Below are 18,711 nucleotides of genomic sequence, written 5' to 3'. Positions count from 1 at the left end.
AAAAATAAATAGAATTATTTGTCCAATATCTCGTTTTAACGAAAATTATAGTTTGATTTCGCTCAAAACAAAGCTCTGCCATTCCCAGTTTTGTTTGGGGGTGTGGACTAATTATTGAAAGGAAGGTTTCATGTCGATCATAATATTCGCATTAATGCTTGGCGTATTCTGTGTGGGTACTGCCGAGATTGTCATCTCCGGACTGCTGCCCATTGTGGCAACCGATCTTGCCGTGTCGGTACCGGAAGCTGGTTTGCTGGTGACGGGCTACGCGCTCGGCGTGACGATTATTGGCCCATTCGTGACCCTGTTGACTGGCCGCCTGCCACGCAAAGCACTCGTGCTGGGGTTGATGGGGCTTTTTGTCTTTGGAAATATCTGGGCCGTTTTTGCACACGACTATCAGATGCTCATGGCTGCTCGGGTGTTCACGTCACTCAGCCACGGAACCTTTGTTGCCGTTGCCTTCAATCTGGCTGCGACCCTGTCCCCAGCCAACCGGCAAGGTTCCGCAATGGCCAAAGTTGCTCTTGGCTTCAACATGGCAAACGCACTGGGTGCACCGCTTGGCGCGTTCATCGGACAGAACCTGGGATGGCGCGCCACGTTCGTGGCGATCGTGGTGATTGCCGCTCTCACAATGCTTCTGATCGCGGCATACATGCCCAAGCGCCTTCCCCACATCGAGCAGACAACAGGCGGCACCTTGCGTCGCGAGTTTGGCGCGTTGATTCAACCCAGTCTGTTGTTGGTGGTTCTTGCCACTGTTCTTGCGCAGGGCGCGGTGTTCACGGCGTCCACATATGTGGTGCCGCTTCTCACGGATGTCAGCCAATTCAGCCCGCAAGCGATTGCAGCATTGTTGGTGGTGTTCGGTATTGGCGCAATAATCGGAAACTTCGCTGGCGGCCGCCTTGCAGATGGTCACGTCATGCGAGGCATTGTCATCGTGTTGACGTCTCTGGTCATCGTTCTTGCAATTTTTTGGGTCACCAGTGTCGTGCCGCTGCTGTCTGCCATCACCCTCTTCGTCTTCGGTGCTGTGGGTTTTTCGATTATTCCCTCATTGCAGGCTCGCATTCAGTCCGTTGCACACGCGGCGCCCACACTGGCTCTTTCGGTGAATGTCTCCGCGTTCAATCTGGGAAATGGTCTTGGCGCTTGGCTCGGTGGTGCGGTGATCGCGCATGATTATGGCGTGCGTGCCGTGCTGTTGGCAGGGTCCGGACTTGCTGCCTTGAGCTTGGCAGTCATCCTGCTGTCTTGGGTGTTGGTCGACAAACGGCAAACCGAATCTGCGGTTTGTGGTGCTGCATCCTAGAACAATCCTGACCAGCAAAAACGACTGATGCTTCAATGTGATGGGGAGTTAAGATGCCAAAATTTCCGTCGACCTACAAAACCGTCGCCCTCAAGAGGGGCATTGTAAGTATCGTAACGCGGACCTTTCCCCAGGATGTTCTTGGGGAAAATACTGTCGTCTTAAAACCTGATTACATTGGAATTTGCCGGGCAGATATCAAGGAAATCGTTGGTTCGCGGGATATTCCGACAGATCGTGGCCCCTTGTTTGGCCACGAATTCGTCGGCTCTGTTGCTTTCGCGGGCACGCGGACCGGATTTCAGGATGGTGAGCTTGTAACCTTCAATCCAAACATTGTTCCCACCCGCACCACAGGGTTTGCAGAGTATGTGTTCGTGCATGGTTCAGAAGAACAACTCGCCCAGGCCATCGTGCGCGTGCCCGAGCCCGCCATCCTTGACAATATATGGATGCCAGAGCCATTTGCCTGCGTGGTCCACGCTGTCCAGAAGCTTTTTGAGATAGCGAACCTCACATCGCTTGAGGGGAAAAAAGTCGGCATCATCGGCGCGGGCTGTTCAGGCGTGATGTTTGCCATGTATGCGAAACACCTCGGCGCATCTGTCATCGTCCTGAACCGTGGTGAAATGCGCCGAAATTTCGCGCGCGCGAGGGGTCTTCTGGCCAAATCTGAAGTCTTCGCACTCACAGAGTTTGAGGCCCACCGCAATTCGTGTGACGTCGTCATCGTTGTCCCGACGATTATTACACCGACGCTTCTCGAAAACGCGGCTGACATGGGTGTCAACGGCGCCATTGTGCATATCTATGGTGGGACGCGCCAAGGTGATCTATTTCCATCCACCCAATTGGACATCGATACGGTGCGGAGAAATGAACACATTCAATCCGTTGACTACCAAGGGAAAAAGTTGAGGGTTTCCGGCGCTTACGGGTGTTTTAAGGAAGATTACGAAGAAAGTTTCAGATTGCATAAGCAATATCCCGATCGTTTCCCTCTCGAAAAGATCGTATCGAAGCACATTACCTTTGATGAAATATCGGCACTGATGATGGGCGTTGCGGCAAAAACTGAGGATTATCCCGGAAAAGTCATTCTGAAAGTCGCTTGAAGCATGTCCAGCAAAAGTGTTCAGCAGTTTTGCGACGAAGACATGCAATAAAACAAAGAGTTAAAGCATATTGCGTGAATCCTTTTTCACGCAATATGCTTTAGGATTGAACCGCGCCCACCATCGTCAAGCAGGTTTTCGATCACACTTCCGGGCGGCGAAAGTCGCCTGTTTTGCTGTCCATCACCCACAATTCGCCGGTCGAGATATCGAACCATGCGCCGTGCAGCTTCACTTTTCCGGCTGTTTCCTGCGCCTTCACGAAGGGAAAGCCGCGCAGGTTGGCGATGGAGTTGCGAATCGACACGCGCTCCAGCGCCGTCTGGCGTTCAGATGCAGTCATCACATCGTTGCCCTGAATTTGCTCGGCAGCGGATTTGACCATGTTCATCCATTTGCCGATGAAATCGCCGGGGGACAATGGCTCCATATTGGGGTCAAGCGCCGCGGTTATGCCGCCGCAACGGCCATGGCCCATCACCACGATGTCTTTGACCTTCAAAACCTGTACGGCATATTCGATGGCCGCTGATGTGGCGTGATATTGCCCATCCGGCTCGAAGGGCGGCACCATGTTGGCCACGTTTCTCATGACGAAAAGTTCTCCCGGTCCGCAATCGAAAATGGTTTCGGGCGCGGAACGGGAGTCACAACAGGCAATGACAAGGGTTTGCGGCTTCTGGCCGGTGTCTGCGAGTGCGCGGTATCTTTCGCGCTCATCGGTGTAACGCCCAGCCATGAAATTTTTGTAGCCGTTCAGGAGGTAGTCTGGAAAATCGTTCATGATATCGCAGGACCGTTATGCTGGGCCAAGATCACAAAGCGACCTGGCGCGTTGAAAACTCATCTTTCAGCCGCTATTTGCCCTTGCTTCGCGACGGATGCAAGAGATGACGCATTTGTACCATGGCCATGGGTGTGGAAAGACTTGACGCATCGGTTTCCAGCGTCAACTCGTTCAAGCCCCGTTTCATGGTCCGAGCCAGCACCTCAAACACACTGGCGGTTGCCAGTTGCAGTGCTTTTTCGTCGTCCATTCCCTGCATCAACCGTGCCAGGAAAAGCGCAGAGAGAAGATCGCCCAGCCCGTTCGGCACGTTGTCGATGGAGCGATGTTCGGCAAGAAGCGCATGGCGACCGCTGAGGAAAAGATTGCCGATACCGCCCGCCATCATTGGCACCGCTGATGTCACCAGCATTTTCGGCGGACCAAGCGCCAGGGCGGCATCCATGATCTGATTGTTGGTTTCAAGGTCTGCACCACTCATCCACGCCAGTTCATAGCGGTTGGGTGTCGAAACCGTGGCCAGAGGCACCAGTTCATCACGAATGGCCTCCGCCGTTTCAACCGGCACATAAAGCCCGCCCTTGTCACCGATGACCGGGTCGCAGAGATAGATCAGGTCCGGGTTGCTGTCTTTCATGGTGCGAATGAGATTTGCCACAGAGCGCACCTGATCGGCGCTGCCGAAATATCCGGTGAGGATGGCGCGCACTTCACCGGAAAATTTGGAACCGGCCAAATCCTGCATGGCCTTGTCGAAATCGCCATTGTCGAACCGCAGCCGGGTTGAAGGACCGTGGCCGGGATGCCATGGCATGACGATGGTTGGAACGGCCCAGACCGGGAACCCCAGCGTTTCCAACGCAAAGACAACGGCTCGGTTGCCGACGGAGCCGCGCATGACGTGGCTGGAAATGACGATGACGGAACCGTTGGTGTTGTCCTGCATGGCGCACTCGTTCAGCTGGGCAGTCTATTATGGGTCCGTCATGGCATATCGGACCGCTGCTTTCCACTGCTTTGATGTGGCTTATTTTGCGGCACGCTCCAGTGCCTTCAGCACGGTGCGTTCGGAATGGTTCAGGTACAGCTCCATCTGCGTCGCGGCCTCCGTCACGTTTCCGCTCTCCACCAGAGACAGAATTTGATCGTTCATATCCACGAAGGGCGAATGAAGCTGTTCCGGGTCGTTCAAAAGCCCGAAGCTCAGGCGAAGTTCGGCGGCGACGCGGGCGTAAAAATCGCTCAACCGGCTGCTGTCGGAAAGGTCGATCACGGCGGCGTGGAATTTCATGTTGGCACTGCCGACTTCGCGCCAGTCTCCCAGATTGCGATGTTTTTTGGCCTGCTCGACCGCGTCCTGCATGGTGGCAACCGCCGGGTGCTTTGGCCATGCCTGCCGCAATGCGCCGCATTCCAGCATTCGCCGGACGCGGTAAATGTCGATGATCTGGTCTGTGCTCGGCACAGACACGAAAACACCGCGATTGGCCTCGTGTCGCAACAGCCCGTCCTTGGTCAAAAGCCGAAACGCCTCGCGCAGCGAGTTGCGTGATACATCGAGACGTTCGCTGAAGGCCGCCTCGGACAGTCTCTGGCCGGGCGTCAGCTCGCCGATAATCAGGAGGTCACGAATATCCTTGGCCACGCGGTCTGCAAGCGGCAAAGTTTCCGTCATAACGTTCCCTTCATACGGCGTTTCATAGCGTGGAGCGGTGTTTGCTGCACCGCATATGCCGGTTGCAATATCACAAATCTTAGGCAGCATAAGTAAAAATCGTGCTTATTTCCAACGCATGTGTCCCAAATATTGCGCATAATGAAAGAACGATATCATTTTATTGTTCAACAATATTGACAATTTTGTAGATCACGCCAAGATCGGCTTACAGCATCCGCGAGGGGCGGATTGCCAATGGAGCGGAGAAAATCCATGGAGCAGACAAAAATTGCCCAAACCGTCGAATTTGCGCGATCGAGGCGCGCATCCCTAACAGCCGCAATCTTCCTGATGGCGACTTCGGCGATTGGTCCGGGTTTCATCACCCAGACGGCCACCTTTACCGCCAAGCTTGGATCGGCCTTCGCCTTCGCCATCCTTGCTTCGATCCTGATCGATTTTGTCGTGCAGCTGAACATCTGGAGAATCGTAACATTGACCCGCATGCGGGCCTCCGATATCGCCAATGCCGCGATACCCGGCTCCGGGTATGTGCTGGCTATTCTCGTGATCGTCGGCGGACTGTTCTTCAATGTCGGAAACATCGGCGGCTCTGGCCTCGGCCTCAACGCCATGCTCGGCCTTGATCCAAAGTTGGGCGGTGCGCTCAGCGCGCTTCTGGCTATCGGCATCTTCCTGTCCAAACGCGCCGGTATGGCGGTTGACCGCTTTATCATCTTCGCAGGTATTCTGATGATCGTTCTGACGGTCTATGTCGCCTTCGCGTCTGGCCCACCCGTGGGTGACGCTCTCTTCCAGACGTTCCTGCCATCGACAATCGATTTCGCAACCATCACGACCATCGTTGGCGGTACCGTCGGCGGATATATCACCTATTCCGGTGCGCATCGTTTGCTCGACAAGGGAATGGTCGGCATCGAGAATCTTGGTTCGGTAAACCGGGCTGCCCTGACCGGCATCGCAGTAACAGGCGTCATGCGCTACGTGCTCTTCCTTGCCATTCTTGGTGTCGTTGCCAGCGGCGTCGTCATTGACGTTTCGGGAAAAGGCGCCAATCCAGCGGCGCAGGCTTTCCAGGTCGCCGCAGGTGATATCGGTCTGAGAATATTCGGCATCGTTCTTTGGGCTGCCGCCATCACCTCGGTCATCGGTGCGGCCTATACGTCGGTTTCCTTCATCACCGTCTTCAACAAGAATATCACGGAACGCGGTCGCAACATCGCGACAGTGATCTTCATCGCCGTGTCCCTTTTCTTCTACGTGGTCATCACGACACCACCGGCACAGATGCTGGTCTTCGTCGGCGGTCTCAACGGCCTGATCCTTCCGATTGGTCTGTCGATCTTCATCTACGCCGCATGGGCCCGGTCTGATCTGATGGCTGGTTATCGCTATCCACGCTGGCTTCTGGTGCTTGGTGTCATCGTTTGCGCGCTGACGTGGTACATGGGCTACAAGTCCATTGGCCCGATCTTCGCACTTCTGACAGCATAAGGAGAAAAACATGGCTTCTATCGATCTGAACAGCGATCTCGGCGAAAGCTACGGTGCGTGGAGCATGGGCGACGATGCGGCAATGCTGGCCGTCGTTTCCAGCGCCAACATTGCCTGCGGTTTCCATGCGGGAGATCCTGCCGGCATCTACCGCACGGTGAAAGCCGCCGCCGAAAATGGCGCAGTCGTCGGAGCCCATGTCTCCTATCCAGACCGCGTCGGCTTTGGTCGCCGCGATCTGGACGTGACCTCGGAAGAACTGATTGCCGACGTCATCTACCAGATCGGCGCGCTGAAAGGCATCGCGGCTGCGGCTGGCACGGCCGTGCGTTACGTCAAGCCGCATGGTGCGCTTTACAACCGCATCGCCAATGACGCCAAGCAGGGCCAAGCGGTGATCGATGGCATCAAGGCCGTCGATGCCTCGCTGGTCTTGATGGGCCTTGCCAATGCGCCGATCCTTGATCTGGCCCGCAAATCCGGTCTTGCGGTCGTTGCGGAAGCCTTTGCGGACCGTGCCTACACGCCGCAAGGTCAGCTCGTATCCCGTCGCGAGGCCGGTGCCGTGCTGCATGATGCGGAAAAAATCGCCGCCCGCATGGTCCAGCTTGCCCGCGAAGGCACGCTGGAAGCCATCGATGGCAGCATCGTCAAGATCGAAGCGCAGTCCATCTGCGTGCATGGCGATAGCCCCGGCGCCGTTGCCATCGCACAGCAGATCCGTCAGCGGTTCGAAGCCGAAGGCATCGACATCCGTTCTTTCGTCTCCAGCAATTAAGGAGCGCTCACGATGATCCCGACATCCTTTTTGAACCACACGGATGCGACAGCCGCCCGCAAGGCGCGTGACGATTATCGCAATGGTCTTGTCGCACCGACATCCGGCATCGCCCCCGGTTTTACGCAGGCCAATATGATTGTGCTGCCGCGTGACTGGGCCTTCGATTTCCTGCTTTACGCACAGCGCAACCCAAAACCCTGCCCGGTGCTGGATGTGTCCGACCCCGGCGTGCCGACAACGCTGCTGGCCCCCGGTGCCGATCTGCGCACCGACCTGCCGCTTTACCGCATCTGGCGGGATGGAAAGCTGGTGGAAGAAACCGCAGACGCGACCAGCGCCTGGGCGGAGCGGGATGATCTGGTCGCCTTCCTCATCGGTTGCAGCTTCACGTTCGAAACGCCGATGGTCGAAGCGGGCATTGAAATTCGCCACATAACGGACAAATCCAACGTGCCGATGTATCTGACCAACCAGCCATGCCGTCCTGCCGGGCGGTTGAAGGGCAATATGGTCGTGTCCATGCGTCCCATTCCCGCCTCGCGGGTGGCGGATGCGGCCACCATTTCCGGCCGTTTTCCCGCCGTTCACGGCGCGCCCGTCCATGTCGGCTCCCCCGAAGAGATCGGCATTGCCGACATTTCCAAACCTGAATTTGGAGATGCGGTGCGTATCGAACCCGGCGAAGTGCCGGTCTTCTGGGCGTGTGGCGTCACCCCGCAGGCCGCAGTCATGGCGTCTGGCGTGCCGTTTGCGATCACGCATTCTCCCGGCCATATGTTCATCACCGATATTCCTGATTCCGCCTATCATGCGTGAGGACAAGATGCGTTTTTTACCCGTCAGCCTCACCACCCTTCTCGTGGAACTCGCCGATCTCGATCAGACGCTTGCGCTCTTCGCATCGCTGGACGCCGATCCTGTCGAGGGCATTGAAGAAACTGTTCCGGCAGCCCGCACGCTGATGATCCGTTTCCGCCCGGAAAAGATCACGGCGCAAGCACTGGCCGCAGACATCGCCACCCGCGATCTGTCCGCAAAAATCGCGCCATCGGATAATCTGGTGGAAATTCCGGTGCATTATGATGGCGAAGACCTTGCCGATGTGGCGGAACTCACCGGCCTCAGCGTCGAAGAGGTTATCCAGCGCCACACGGACAGTGAATTTACCGTTGCGTTTTGCGGTTTTGCACCCGGTTTCGGATATCTGGTGGGCGGCGATCCCGCGCTGCATGTGCCGCGCCGCCAAAGCCCGCGCACCCGTATCCCGATGGGATCGGTCGCGCTTGCCGGTGCCTTCAGCGGTGTTTATCCGCAAAACAGTCCCGGCGGCTGGCAAATCCTCGGCACCACGCCGTTGAAAATGTGGGATATCGAACGGGATCCCGGCGCGCTGTTTCAGCCCGGTTATCGCGTCCGCTTTTTCGACATGAACAAGCCCGGTCGCAGCATCGACATTCCGTCATCCAAACCCGTCGCGAAAGCTGTAGCGAACACCAGTGCCGCACATTTCGAAGTGCTTGCCGCACCCATGCCCGCCGTGTTTCAAGACCTTGGACGGTTCGGCCAGACGGGGCAGGGCGTGTCCGCCTCCGGCGCTTTGGATCGCGCTGCCTTCAACACGGCCAACCGCATCGTTGGCAACCCGGCCAACACCTCTTGTCTGGAGCTGACGCTCGGCGGCTTTTCCTTTAAAAGCGCAACCCGTGCCGTCATTGGCGTCGCCGGTGCCTCCTGCACCATCACGGTGAAATCAGACGTTTACAGCTTCGACGCCAGCCCCTATGCGCCGATCTCGCTTGAGCCGGGCGATGTGGTCACTTTCGGCAATCCAGCAAAAGGCATGCGCTCCTATCTCGCCGTTCGTGGTGGTTTCGATGTCGCGCCGGTTCTTGGCAGCACGGCAACCGATACGCTGGCTGTCGTCGGTCCACAAAGTGCCACAGCCGGTTCGATCCTCAATCTGCGACAAGAAAAAGCTGGCCTTACCAGCGTGTCCATCAACGAGGTTCCGGCCTTTGATCTGCCACAGGCAGGCGATGTCGTCACGCTGGATATCGTGCTCGGTCCGCGCACCGACTGGTTCACGCAAAAGGGCATTGAAACGCTGACAGGCCAGCTCTGGCAGGTGACGCCACAGTCCAGCCGTGTCGGCATTCGCCTTGCCGGTGAGGTGCCTGTGGAGCGCAAGGACAGCGCCGAACTGCCCAGCGAAGGCACGGCAAACGGCGCAATCCAGATTCCCCACAGCGGCCAGCCGGTGCTGTTTTTGGCTGACCACCCGCTGACGGGCGGTTATCCGGTCATCGGCGCGGTTGCCGAATATCACCTCGACCTTGCGGGCCAGATACCCGTGAACGCCAAAATCCAGTTTCGCCCGCTCGGGCCTTTTGCCGAAATCACGGCAATGAAGAACACAGAATTTTCGGGAGACAAACCATGAAAAAAGTCCTGATTGCCAATCGTGGTGAAATCGCGGTGCGCATCATCCGCGCCTGCCGCGATTATAATATCGGATCGGTGGCTGTATATGCCGATCCTGATCAGGATGCGCTGTTCGTGCGTCTCGCCGACGAAGCCTATGGTCTGGAGGGCGTGCGCCCGGCAGAAACCTATCTCGATATCGAAAAGCTGATCGGCATTGCCAAGCGTTCCGGTGCCGATGCGGTTCACCCCGGTTATGGCTTCCTGTCCGAGCGCGCCGAATTTGCCCAAGCCGTCATCGATGCGGGCCTGATCTGGATCGGTCCAGACCCTCAAGTCATCAAGGTTCTGGGAGACAAGGTCGAGGCACGCCGCATTGCCACCAGCGTTGGCGCTCCCTTGGTTGCGGGCAGCGATGGTCCGGTTTCGACGGCGGCGGAAGTCACCGCATTTGCCGAACAACACGGCCTGCCGGTGGCGATCAAGGCTGCCCATGGCGGCGGCGGGCGCGGCATCAAGGTCGCGTGGAAAATGGAAGAGATTGCCGATCTCTACGAATCCGCCGTGCGCGAAGCCACTGCCGCCTTCGGACGTGGCGAATGTTTCCTCGAACGGTTCCTGGATCGCCCGCGCCACATTGAAGCGCAGATCATTGCCGATAAGCATGGCAATGTGCTGGTTCTCGGCACCCGCGATTGTTCGCTCCAGCGCCGCAACCAGAAACTGATCGAAGAAGCACCTGCGCCGTTTCTCACGCCAGAACAGCGCCAGAAAATCCATGACGCCGCCAAGGCAATTTGCGCGGCAGCGGGTTATTCCGGTGCAGGCACCGTGGAATTCCTGCTCGGCGTCGATGGCACGATTTCCTTCCTGGAGGTCAACACACGCCTTCAGGTGGAACACCCGGTCACGGAAGAAACAACGGGCATCGATCTGGTCATAGAGCAGTTCCGCATTGCCGAAGGTCAGCCGTTGCGTGTCCTCGAAACACCAGAGCCACGCGGCCATTCCATGGAATTCCGCATCAATGCCGAAGATCCCGGTCGCGGTTTTCTGCCAACCCCCGGCGCAATCACCCTGTTTGATCCGCCATCCGGCCCCGGCATCCGTCTGGACAGCGGCGTCGTAACGGGTTCGACAATCCCCGGCGTCTTCGATTCGCTGATGGCGAAATTGATCGTCACGGGTGCGGATCGCGATCAGGTGCTGCGCCGCGCCCGCCGCGCGCTCAAGGAATTCCGCATCGAAGGCATCGCCACGGTTCTGCCCTTCCACCGCGCCGCCATCGATACGGACGATTTTATCGGCACGGATGGTTTCAAGGTTCACACCCGCTGGATCGAAACCGATTTCGCCGACATGCCGGATGCCATGGAGCGCCCCGCACCAGCCAACGACGCCTCCATCACCCGCACATGGCTGGAAATCGATGGCAAGCGCGTAGCCGTCGGCCTGCCGCACCTGCTGTTGGCCGGACTTGGTGGCGTCGGCGGCGCTTCAGCGGCCTCGATTGCGCCCGCAAAGCCACAGGTAGACGACATCACCGCACCCGTTTCCGGCACGCTGCAATCCTTCAAGGTCAAGGATGGCGACACCGTATCGGAAGGCGATCTTGTGGCTGTGATGGAAGCCATGAAAATGGAAACCCAGGTCACAGCCCCAAAATCCGGCACAATCCGCTTGCGCGTCAAGGAAGGTGATTACCTTCAGGCGGGCGATGTGGTGATTGTTTTCGAGTGATCTTTTCGAAAGCCGCCTTATTAGGCGGCTTTCGTCGCTACAACTTCAGAAATCAGTTCAGGATGATTGTCGAGGAGTGCCAGTAGCTTTACCAGCGCGACAGGCGGTTTCGCGTTTCCGCGCTCATATCGCGAAAATGCGTTGTCACCGCCTCCAAAAATACGCCCCGCCTCTTTCTGATCCAGATCAAGCTTTTTCCGAACCTTGGCGATGAATTTCGGATCCACGCCGATTTCCTCGTTTATTTGCCGTTTGAACGACCGCATTTCCGCGCCATACCGATCACCGTTCAGGCGATCAAGAATGACCTCGTCACAGGCAGGGCAGAAATCACCTTCAATCGCTTTGATTGTCGTTGTTTTACCTTTGTAGGTGAAAGATAAGTCTCGCGTTTCGTGGCACAATTCTGCGCCACCGCACACAGGGCATTTCATCTTCATTTCTCCTTGAACGATACGATCAAAAGTCCATTGGTGATGGTGAGTTTGATATAGGCTTGTGTTCCGTTACCCAGAAATGGCCGGTATACGTCTTGCCATATTGTCGCGTCTTTATGTGTGGTCATGGATTTATGCAGGTCATTAGCAGTCAATTTCTTGATGATTGAGCACATCTCATCAAGCGTTTCGATCCCTAACTCGTCTGCCCCCTCATATGCAGTGTTCGTTGCCCGTACATTTTCAGCTTCGATACATTTACACACGTCTTCCAATGGATAATGCGCGCTTTTTTTCTCTGTCATTGTTAAATAAACCTATTAGGTTAAATTGGCAATTAGGTTATAAAAATATTTTGTTAGCCGGTGGCTCAAACGAGGTACGGCTTTTATTAGGTGAGGAAAATTTGTCTTTTTCTCCTTCCGTCAAAACGAGTTTGAATGTGCAAATTACGCCATGTGCCTCAAGCTCTGGCATCATCTTCCCACTCTTTTCCAGATTAGTTGGCGCACGAACGGTGAAATGACAAGGGTAAGAGGGTAACCAATTGCACACTTTATTGCGGTATTGTGCCGTCTGGTTTCATCTGCGGCGTGTCTAGGCGCCGCGCCGGATTAGGGGGCTTTCCGGATGGCAGGCAGAGCAGAATTCGTGTTGGGCAAGCTGGCTGCGCTTTTTGCCGACCGGCAAGGCGCAACCGTGATCGAATACGGTCTCATCGTCGCCATCATCTCCACCGCGCTCATTCTGGGCATGGAAAGCATCGGCACCAATATCGAAGCCGTGTTTGAGTTGATTGCCACCACATTTGCCAACGCGATGGCCTGACCACCGTACTGCCTCAGACTGCCAACAAATCCCTCCCGTCATTCCGGCCTTGAGCCGGAATCGAGCAGAGCCGCGCCTGCGGCACGAAAGAGCCTCGCGCATCAAAGACTTGATCGCACTGGATCTGGGATGAGGGAGTGGTAAAATGCTTACTCTTCGCCGTCCTTGGAAGGCAGCTTGATCTCCGCAGTCTTCAACGCATCGGCCAGCCGCACTTTGGCAGAGCCGGGCTTCAGCGGCTTTTGCTGGCTTTCATGCGGTGCCCAGCCGGATACGTAGATGATCGAGAAGGTGGCGCGGATGCGGCCATCGGGATCGCTGTATTTTTCGGCATAAAGCTCTGCGGCGCGCAGGAAAAAGCCTCGCGTCAGCGGTTTGCGGCTTCGGTCCATCAAGGGGTTCGCCATGCCCATCGCCCGCAAATCACGCATCAGCGGAAAAATGGAATCGTAACGCACCGTATAGGTTTCGACATCCGTAACCGGCAGCGCAAAACCGGCGCGTTGCAACAACGCGCCCACATCCCGCACATCGGCAAAGGGAATGACGCGCGCATTGGCGCCGCCGGTCAGTTCCACTTCCGCCGTCAACAGCACATCGCGCAGTTCCTGCAATGTGCTGCTGCCGGGAATGGCGGCCATGAACAAACCATCCGGCTTCAAGGCACGGCGAATCTGGATCAGGGTTCCGGGTGTGTCATTGGTCAGATGCAGGGTCAGTGGCGAAACGATGAGGTTCGCGGAGGCTGGTTCCAGCGGCAGTTCCTCGATGGGCGCAATCTGATCTGCGCCAAACACCGCATCCGTGTCCACACGCGTGACCGTGTCGACCTTGCCGGTTTGTAGAATGCGCTGCGCCGTGATGCCCGTTGCGCCATGCAGTTCGATGGCCGTGTCGAAATGCCGTTCCACGATGGCGATGCGGTCTGCCAATTCGTCTGCGGCGATATTCAGCAGAAACAGCGCCTTGTCGTCCTTGAAACGCCATGCGCGCTTGCGGTTTTTCTCTATCAGCGCCGCGTCGAAAACTATGTCCATGCCGTGATCCATCCAAACTTTGCTGTCGCAAAGGCACCCGTTCGCCCCTATTGTCAACCTTATGGGTGAAGGACAAAAGCTGTTTTCAGGAATGGAAGGGTTGCGGGTGCTGCGGAGTGTTCTGCGCGCTGCCGCCGATTTTGTCTATCCGCCATGCTGCGTGGGTTGCGGGCGCATGACGAATACGGGTGGTGCGCTGTGCGTGGAATGCTGGGCCGGTGTGCAGTTCATCGACCGGCCCTATTGTGAAGTGCTGGGCATTCCCTTCGCCAAGGATCACGGGCCGGGGGTTCTCAGCGCTGCGGCAATTGCCGACCCGCCACCATTTGAGCGCCTTCGTGCCGCCACCGTTCACGATGGACCAGCCCGCAAGCTGGTGCATCAATTGAAATATCTGGATCGGACCGATCTTGCCCGCCTGATGGCATCGTGGATGCTGCGCGCCAGCGATGGTACGGTCGCCGCCTGTGATGTCATCGTGCCGGTGCCACTGCACAGACGCCGGTTTCTGGCGCGCCGCTTCAACCAGTCGGCAGAGCTTGCGCGGCATCTCGCCGTTTTGTCGGGTAGGCCTTTTCTGGCGTCGACGTTGATAAGGGTCAAACCGACCAGCCGGCAGGTGGGGCTTTCAGCTCGCGCCCGCCGGCAAAATGTGCGCGGTGCCTTTGCCATCGCGCCGGGTCGGGATGCGGATATTCTGGGCAAGCGCGTGGTGCTGGTGGATGATGTTTACACCACCGGGGCCACTGTCGCCGCCGCGGCCAGACGGTTGAAGAAGGCCGGTGCCGCAGATGTCACTGTTTTGACCTTTGCAATGGCAATTTCCGGGCCTATATGACGTGACAGAAACAAGGCTTTGACGAGCCATTTGCGAGGTTTATGATTGATGGCATCCGTTACGATCTACACGCGTGATTTCTGCGGTTTCTGCGCCCGCGCCAAAGCTCTTCTGGAGAGCAAGGGCGTGGATTTTGCCGAATATAACGCAACGGTAAATCCTGACTACCGGCAGGAAATGATTGAGAAATCCGGTCGCAACACCTTTCCGCAGGTTTTCATCGGCACGCAGCACGTTGGCGGTTGTGATGACCTGCACGCGCTGGATCGCGACGGCAAACTCGACGCGCTTTTGGCTGATTGAGCTTCGGTAAGACGATGATACAGAGGACTGAACAGATGAGTTTCAAGGCTGCCGCAATCCAGATGTGCTCGGGCGTCGATCCGAAAACCAACGCCGATGCTATGGAGCGTCTGGTGCGTGAAGCGGCAGCGCAGGGTGCGGTGTATGTTCAGACCCCTGAAATGACCGGCGCCATCCAGAAAGACCGCGACGTGCTTCGCGCCGGTCTCAAGGATGAAAAGGGCGATATCATCGTTTTGACGGCGGCAAAGCTGGCGCGTGAACTCGGCATTTACGTGCATGTCGGTTCCACAGCCATTGCCCGCCCCGACGGCAAGATCGCCAATCGCGGCTTCCTGTTTGCGCCGGATGGCGAGCGCATCTGCACCTATGATAAAATCCACATGTTCGATGTCGATCTGGACAATGGCGAAAGCTGGCGCGAAAGCTCGGCTTATGAACCCGGTAAAGAGGCCCGCGTGGCCGAGTTGCCGCTGGCGACGTTCGGTTTTGCGATCTGCTATGACGTTCGGTTCCCGTCGCTGTTTCGCACGGAAGCCGTGGCCGGGGCGCAGGTTTTGACCGTTCCCGCCGCCTTCACGAAACAGACCGGCGAAGCCCATTGGGAAGTTCTGCTTCGTGCCCGCGCTATTGAAAACGGTGCCTTCCTCATCGCCGCCGCCCAGGGCGGTGTGCATGAAGATGGTCGCGAAACCTTTGGCCATTCCATTATCATCGATCCATGGGGCAATGTGTTGGCCGTGGCCGGTGGTGCTGGCGAGGAAATCATCTTTGCGGAGATCGATCCATCCGCCGTTGCCGCTGCCCGTGGCAAAATCCCCAATCTCAAAAATGCCCGTGATTTCAACCTTGATACGGTGAGAGGCGGCGCGGCTGCGGGAGGCGGCGTTCAGTGATACGCTATTCGCTCTCCTGCGAAAAATCCCACGAATTCGAAGGCTGGTTTTCCAGCAGCGCTGATTTTGACAGCCAGCTTTCGCGCGGCCTCATCAGCTGTCCGTCTTGTGGTTCGCAGAGCGTGTCTAAAATGCTGATGGCACCGTCCGTCTCAACGGCACGCCAGAAAGATGCGACACGCACGCTGGCCATGGACAAGGCCCAGAAGATCGCCTTCGCCAAGATCAGGGAAACCCTGGCCACCATTCGCTCCAATGCCGAAGATGTCGGTGATAAATTTCCCGAGGAAGCCCGCAAAATTCACTATGGCGAAGCGGAAGAGCGCGGCATCATCGGACAGGCCTCGCCGGACGAGGCCAAGGCGCTGATCGAGGAAGGCATCGACGTGGCGCCACTGCCGATCCTGCCGGATGATGTGAACTGACGGGTCTTTTCGCAAGATTTTTTTGAGCATTGTCGGATCGACGGCCCCATATTCGTCCTTGTTGTTGTAATGCTTCCAACACAGGGACCACGATCATGCCCAACACCATCACATTTCATCGCGTTCTGGCGGCCAGCCCGGACAAGGTCTATCGCGCCTTTCTGGAAGCGGATGCACTTGCCAAATGGCTGCCGCCGAACGGTTTTCTCTGCACCGTGCACCATTTCGAACCCACCGTCGGCGGCGCATTCAAAATGTCGTTCCGTAACTTCACGACAGGCGAAATCCACGGCTTTGGCGGTGAATATCTGGAACTCGTTCCCGGTGCGTTGTTACGCTATGCCGAAAGGTTCGATGACCCCGCCGTGGCCGGCGAAATGGAGGTTGTGGTGACGCTGAAAAAAGTGTCGGTCGGAACCGAAATCACCATCAGCCAGTCCGGCCTTCCAGATATCATTCCCGTCGAGGCCTGTTATCTCGGTTGGCAGGAATCACTCCGCAACCTCGCCCGCGTGGCTGAGCCTGATATCAGGAATTAGAAAATCGCGTGAATGGCTTTTACAGTACACGTTAGCGGGTGTGGCCGCCCCCCTCTGCCCTGCCGGGCATCTCCCCCACAGGTGGGGAGATTAGCTAGACGCATGTTCCCCACTCTATTCGCAGCGTTTGAGATGGGCGATACATCACCACGTGCCGATCTCCCCACCTGTGGGGGAGATGCCCGGCAGGGCAGAGGGGGCGGCCACACCCAACGCCATTTATCGTGAAATACCCCCGACCTGACAAACTTTAGAAAATCGCCCGGATTACGCCGGGCGTTTCGCCAGCAGCATGTAATTGACTTCCATATCCGGCGAGAGGTTCCAGCGGTCCTGGAGCAGATTGTAAAACACGCCAGTGCGATGGACGATGTGCATGCCATCGGCGGTCAGCGGCTTTTCCAACTCGTCCGGGCGCACCAGCTTTTCATATTGGTGGGTGCCGCGCGGCAACCAGCGCAGCACGTTTTCAGCGGCAAAAATCGCCAGTGCGCGGGCTTTGAGCGTGCGGTTGATGGTGGCGGCAAACATCAGCCCGCCGGGGCGCACCATTTTTGCGCAGGTGGTGACGAAGAAATCGACGTCTGCCACATGCTCCACCACTTCCATGTTCAACACCACATCGAAGGTCTCGCCCGCTGCCAGCAATTGCTCGGCGGTCACGGCGCGGTAGTCGACGCTCACGCCACTTTCGCGGGCATGGGTGGAGGCAATGCCGATGTTTTTGTCGGATGGATCGGCACCTACCACATCTGCGCCCATGCGGGCCACGGGTTCGGACAGCAAACCGCCACCGCAGCCGATGTCCAGCACCCGCAGGCCTTCCAGCGGGCGGTGTGCCCTGGGATCACGACCAAAGTTCTCGCAGACCTTGTTGCGAATATATTCCAGCCGCACCGGATTGAATTTGTGCAGTGGCCTGAATTTGCCGGTCGGGCTCCACCATTCCGCAGCCATGGCGGAAAACCGGTCCACTTCGCTCTGGTCGACGGTTGTTTTCGCGGTCTCGCTCATGGTTCTGCTCCATCTCATACTCCCCCTGAAGTCGGATGATTGACCCGTGAAGTCAAGGGCAGGGCACAAAAGACGTAGGCGATAGCGCCTGCGCCTTGTCGTCGCAAGGAACTGATATACGGTCATTTTCGCTTCATGCTGTGTTCATGATGGAACGCGTAGTTTCCAAGCGTGACATGCCGGATATCGGCGGCCAAGCCTTTGCTTGAGGAGAATGAAGTGAAGAAAAAACTGTTTGGTGCAATTGCGCTGCTTGCGCTCATGGCTGCCCCGGTGATGGCGCAGGCGGCAACGCAAGGCTTTTCCACCGCCAACGTCAATATGCGCTCCGGCCCCAGCACGGCTTACCCTGCCGTTGTGGTCATTCCGGTGGGCGCGCCGCTGACGATCCATGGCTGCCTGTCGGACACGCCCTGGTGCGATGTGTCGTTCAGCTATGGTCGCGGTTGGGTGGCAGGACGTTATGTTCAGGCAAGCTATCGCCAGAACCGCGTTTATGTCGAGCCCCGTTATTATCGTGATCTCGGCGTTCCGATCATCACGTTTGAAGCTGGCCGTTACTGGGATAGCCACTACCGCGACCGCGATTTCTACCGCGATCGTGACCGTTGGCGTCGTCCGTCCGGCGGATATTGGAATGCGCCGCCACCACCACGTTCCGATTGGGATCGTCCTCGTCCGCGTGACGAATGGCGCGACCAGAGAGGTCGCGATGACAACCGAGGTCGTGGCCCGAATGATGGCCGTTGGGAACAGCGCTACGGCGATTGGAACCAGAACGACCGTCCACGCCCACCGCCCCGTCGCGATGACGACCGTCAGCGTTGGGATAACAACGACAATCGGGATAGCAGCCGGAACAGAGACAATGGCAGTGACAACCAGAGAGGTCGAGACGCAGCTCGTGAGTGGAACAGGCTACGTGAGGACGATAATGCTGGTCGTCGTCCGGACGTAGATACTCGCAGAATGGTGCCGCAGAACAGAGAGGGCAGCGGATGTGTTATTGGTGAGGCAAACTGCGCGCCACGCCAATAAACTGGGTGCCTTATAAACA

Annotated in this window: 21 protein-coding genes; 14 read left to right on the top strand and 7 right to left on the bottom strand. The window is 57.2% G+C overall.

Annotated features, from left to right (window positions below; genetic code table 11):
• Nucleotides 1-130: 130 nt before the first annotated feature.
• Together RMR16_RS17460 and RMR16_RS17455 are read left to right on the top strand one after the other, a co-directional pair.
• Nucleotides 131-1,321 carry an MFS transporter gene (locus RMR16_RS17460; RefSeq protein ID WP_320198583.1) on the top strand — a complete coding sequence of 397 codons (1,191 nt, stop codon included), beginning with the start codon at nt 131-133 and terminating at the stop codon, nt 1,319-1,321.
• Nucleotides 1,322-1,374: 53 nt separating this feature from the next.
• Entirely contained in the window at nt 1,375-2,436 is a 1,062-nt protein-coding gene (locus tag RMR16_RS17455) for a medium chain dehydrogenase/reductase family protein (RefSeq protein WP_320198582.1), read from the top strand.
• Between the two features lie 142 nt (nt 2,437-2,578).
• On the opposite strand, the gene RMR16_RS17450 is transcribed toward RMR16_RS17455, so the two are convergent.
• The 3 genes from RMR16_RS17450 to RMR16_RS17440 all read right to left on the bottom strand — a co-directional run bounded on the left by RMR16_RS17450 (nt 2,579) and on the right by RMR16_RS17440 (nt 4,898).
• Nucleotides 2,579-3,220, bottom strand: a complete 642-nt coding sequence (locus RMR16_RS17450; RefSeq protein ID WP_320198581.1) for a carbonic anhydrase — start codon at nt 3,218-3,220, stop codon at nt 2,579-2,581.
• A gap of 73 nt (nt 3,221-3,293) precedes the next feature.
• Complete coding sequence (gene pdxY, locus RMR16_RS17445; RefSeq protein ID WP_320198580.1) at nt 3,294-4,169, bottom strand: pyridoxal kinase PdxY; 876 nt, start codon at nt 4,167-4,169, stop codon at nt 3,294-3,296.
• A gap of 81 nt (nt 4,170-4,250) precedes the next feature.
• Nucleotides 4,251-4,898, bottom strand: a complete 648-nt coding sequence (locus RMR16_RS17440) for a GntR family transcriptional regulator (protein WP_320198579.1) — start codon at nt 4,896-4,898, stop codon at nt 4,251-4,253.
• 255 nt (nt 4,899-5,153) lie between these two features.
• Between RMR16_RS17440 and RMR16_RS17435 the strand changes: the two genes are divergently transcribed.
• The 5 genes from RMR16_RS17435 to RMR16_RS17415 are packed head-to-tail and all read left to right on the top strand — an operon-like array spanning nt 5,154 to nt 11,337.
• Nucleotides 5,154-6,395 carry an NRAMP family divalent metal transporter gene (locus RMR16_RS17435; protein ID WP_320198578.1) on the top strand — a complete coding sequence of 414 codons (1,242 nt, stop codon included), beginning with the start codon at nt 5,154-5,156 and terminating at the stop codon, nt 6,393-6,395.
• Between the two features lie 10 nt (nt 6,396-6,405).
• Nucleotides 6,406-7,173, top strand: coding sequence for a LamB/YcsF family protein (locus tag RMR16_RS17430; protein ID WP_320198577.1), 768 nt, complete (start codon nt 6,406-6,408; stop codon nt 7,171-7,173).
• Between the two features lie 12 nt (nt 7,174-7,185).
• The gene (locus RMR16_RS17425; RefSeq protein ID WP_320198576.1) at nt 7,186-7,992 is read left to right on the top strand and encodes a putative hydro-lyase; all 807 of its coding nucleotides are present in this window, start codon (nt 7,186-7,188) and stop codon (nt 7,990-7,992) included.
• 7 nt (nt 7,993-7,999) lie between these two features.
• The gene (locus tag RMR16_RS17420) at nt 8,000-9,616 is read left to right on the top strand and encodes a 5-oxoprolinase/urea amidolyase family protein (protein ID WP_320198575.1); all 1,617 of its coding nucleotides are present in this window, start codon (nt 8,000-8,002) and stop codon (nt 9,614-9,616) included.
• Nucleotides 9,613-11,337 carry an acetyl/propionyl/methylcrotonyl-CoA carboxylase subunit alpha gene (locus tag RMR16_RS17415; RefSeq protein ID WP_320198574.1) on the top strand — a complete coding sequence of 575 codons (1,725 nt, stop codon included), beginning with the start codon at nt 9,613-9,615 and terminating at the stop codon, nt 11,335-11,337. Before RMR16_RS17420 ends, RMR16_RS17415 begins: the two co-directional genes overlap by 4 nt.
• A 20-nt stretch (nt 11,338-11,357) precedes the next feature.
• On the opposite strand, the gene RMR16_RS17410 is transcribed toward RMR16_RS17415, so the two are convergent.
• Both RMR16_RS17410 and RMR16_RS17405 read right to left on the bottom strand, forming a co-directional pair.
• Nucleotides 11,358-11,771: a type II TA system antitoxin MqsA family protein gene (locus tag RMR16_RS17410; RefSeq protein WP_320198573.1), complete on the bottom strand. Its 414-nt coding sequence runs from the start codon at nt 11,769-11,771 to the stop codon at nt 11,358-11,360.
• A 2-nt stretch (nt 11,772-11,773) separates the two neighbouring features.
• On the bottom strand, nt 11,774-12,079 hold the full coding sequence (locus RMR16_RS17405) for a type II toxin-antitoxin system MqsR family toxin (RefSeq protein WP_320198572.1): 306 nt from the start codon (nt 12,077-12,079) through the stop codon (nt 11,774-11,776).
• 325 nt (nt 12,080-12,404) lie between these two features.
• Here RMR16_RS17405 and RMR16_RS17400 point away from each other — a divergent pair, with 325 nt between their 5' ends.
• Nucleotides 12,405-12,602, top strand: a complete 198-nt coding sequence (locus RMR16_RS17400) for a Flp family type IVb pilin (RefSeq protein WP_320198571.1) — start codon at nt 12,405-12,407, stop codon at nt 12,600-12,602.
• A 149-nt stretch (nt 12,603-12,751) separates the two neighbouring features.
• Here RMR16_RS17400 and RMR16_RS17395 read toward each other — a convergent pair whose 3' ends face one another.
• Nucleotides 12,752-13,639 (bottom strand): methyltransferase domain-containing protein, encoded by an 888-nt coding sequence (locus RMR16_RS17395; protein WP_320198570.1) that lies wholly within the window; start codon nt 13,637-13,639, stop codon nt 12,752-12,754.
• Between the two features lie 61 nt (nt 13,640-13,700).
• On the opposite strand from RMR16_RS17395, the gene RMR16_RS17390 reads away from it, so the two are divergent.
• The 5 genes from RMR16_RS17390 (at nt 13,701) to RMR16_RS17370 (ending at nt 16,640) form a co-directional block, all read left to right on the top strand.
• Nucleotides 13,701-14,477 carry a ComF family protein gene (locus tag RMR16_RS17390; protein WP_320198569.1) on the top strand — a complete coding sequence of 259 codons (777 nt, stop codon included), beginning with the start codon at nt 13,701-13,703 and terminating at the stop codon, nt 14,475-14,477.
• Between the two features lie 48 nt (nt 14,478-14,525).
• Complete coding sequence (gene grxC, locus RMR16_RS17385) at nt 14,526-14,780, top strand: glutaredoxin 3 (RefSeq protein ID WP_320198568.1); 255 nt, start codon at nt 14,526-14,528, stop codon at nt 14,778-14,780.
• A gap of 35 nt (nt 14,781-14,815) precedes the next feature.
• Entirely contained in the window at nt 14,816-15,676 is an 861-nt protein-coding gene (locus RMR16_RS17380; RefSeq protein WP_320198567.1) for a carbon-nitrogen hydrolase family protein, read from the top strand.
• The gene (locus tag RMR16_RS17375) at nt 15,673-16,101 is read left to right on the top strand and encodes a DUF1178 family protein (protein WP_320198566.1); all 429 of its coding nucleotides are present in this window, start codon (nt 15,673-15,675) and stop codon (nt 16,099-16,101) included. Before RMR16_RS17380 ends, RMR16_RS17375 begins: the two co-directional genes overlap by 4 nt.
• 95 nt (nt 16,102-16,196) lie before the next feature.
• Nucleotides 16,197-16,640 (top strand): SRPBCC family protein, encoded by a 444-nt coding sequence (locus RMR16_RS17370; RefSeq protein ID WP_320198565.1) that lies wholly within the window; start codon nt 16,197-16,199, stop codon nt 16,638-16,640.
• Nucleotides 16,641-16,907: 267 nt separating this feature from the next.
• On the opposite strand, the gene ubiG is transcribed toward RMR16_RS17370, so the two are convergent.
• On the bottom strand, nt 16,908-17,654 hold the full coding sequence (ubiG, locus tag RMR16_RS17365; protein WP_320198564.1) for a bifunctional 2-polyprenyl-6-hydroxyphenol methylase/3-demethylubiquinol 3-O-methyltransferase UbiG: 747 nt from the start codon (nt 17,652-17,654) through the stop codon (nt 16,908-16,910).
• Nucleotides 17,655-17,873: 219 nt separating this feature from the next.
• On the opposite strand from ubiG, the gene RMR16_RS17360 reads away from it, so the two are divergent.
• On the top strand, nt 17,874-18,692 hold the full coding sequence (locus tag RMR16_RS17360) for an SH3 domain-containing protein (RefSeq protein WP_320198563.1): 819 nt from the start codon (nt 17,874-17,876) through the stop codon (nt 18,690-18,692).
• The last annotated feature ends 19 nt before the right edge of the window (nt 18,693-18,711 follow it).

Origin of the sequence: Agrobacterium sp. rho-13.3, assembly GCF_033957765.2 — a bacterium.
Taxonomy (GTDB): domain Bacteria; phylum Pseudomonadota; class Alphaproteobacteria; order Rhizobiales; family Rhizobiaceae; genus Agrobacterium.
Note: the sequence above shows the minus strand (reverse complement) of the source record. Positions and strands in the feature narration are given on the sequence as shown.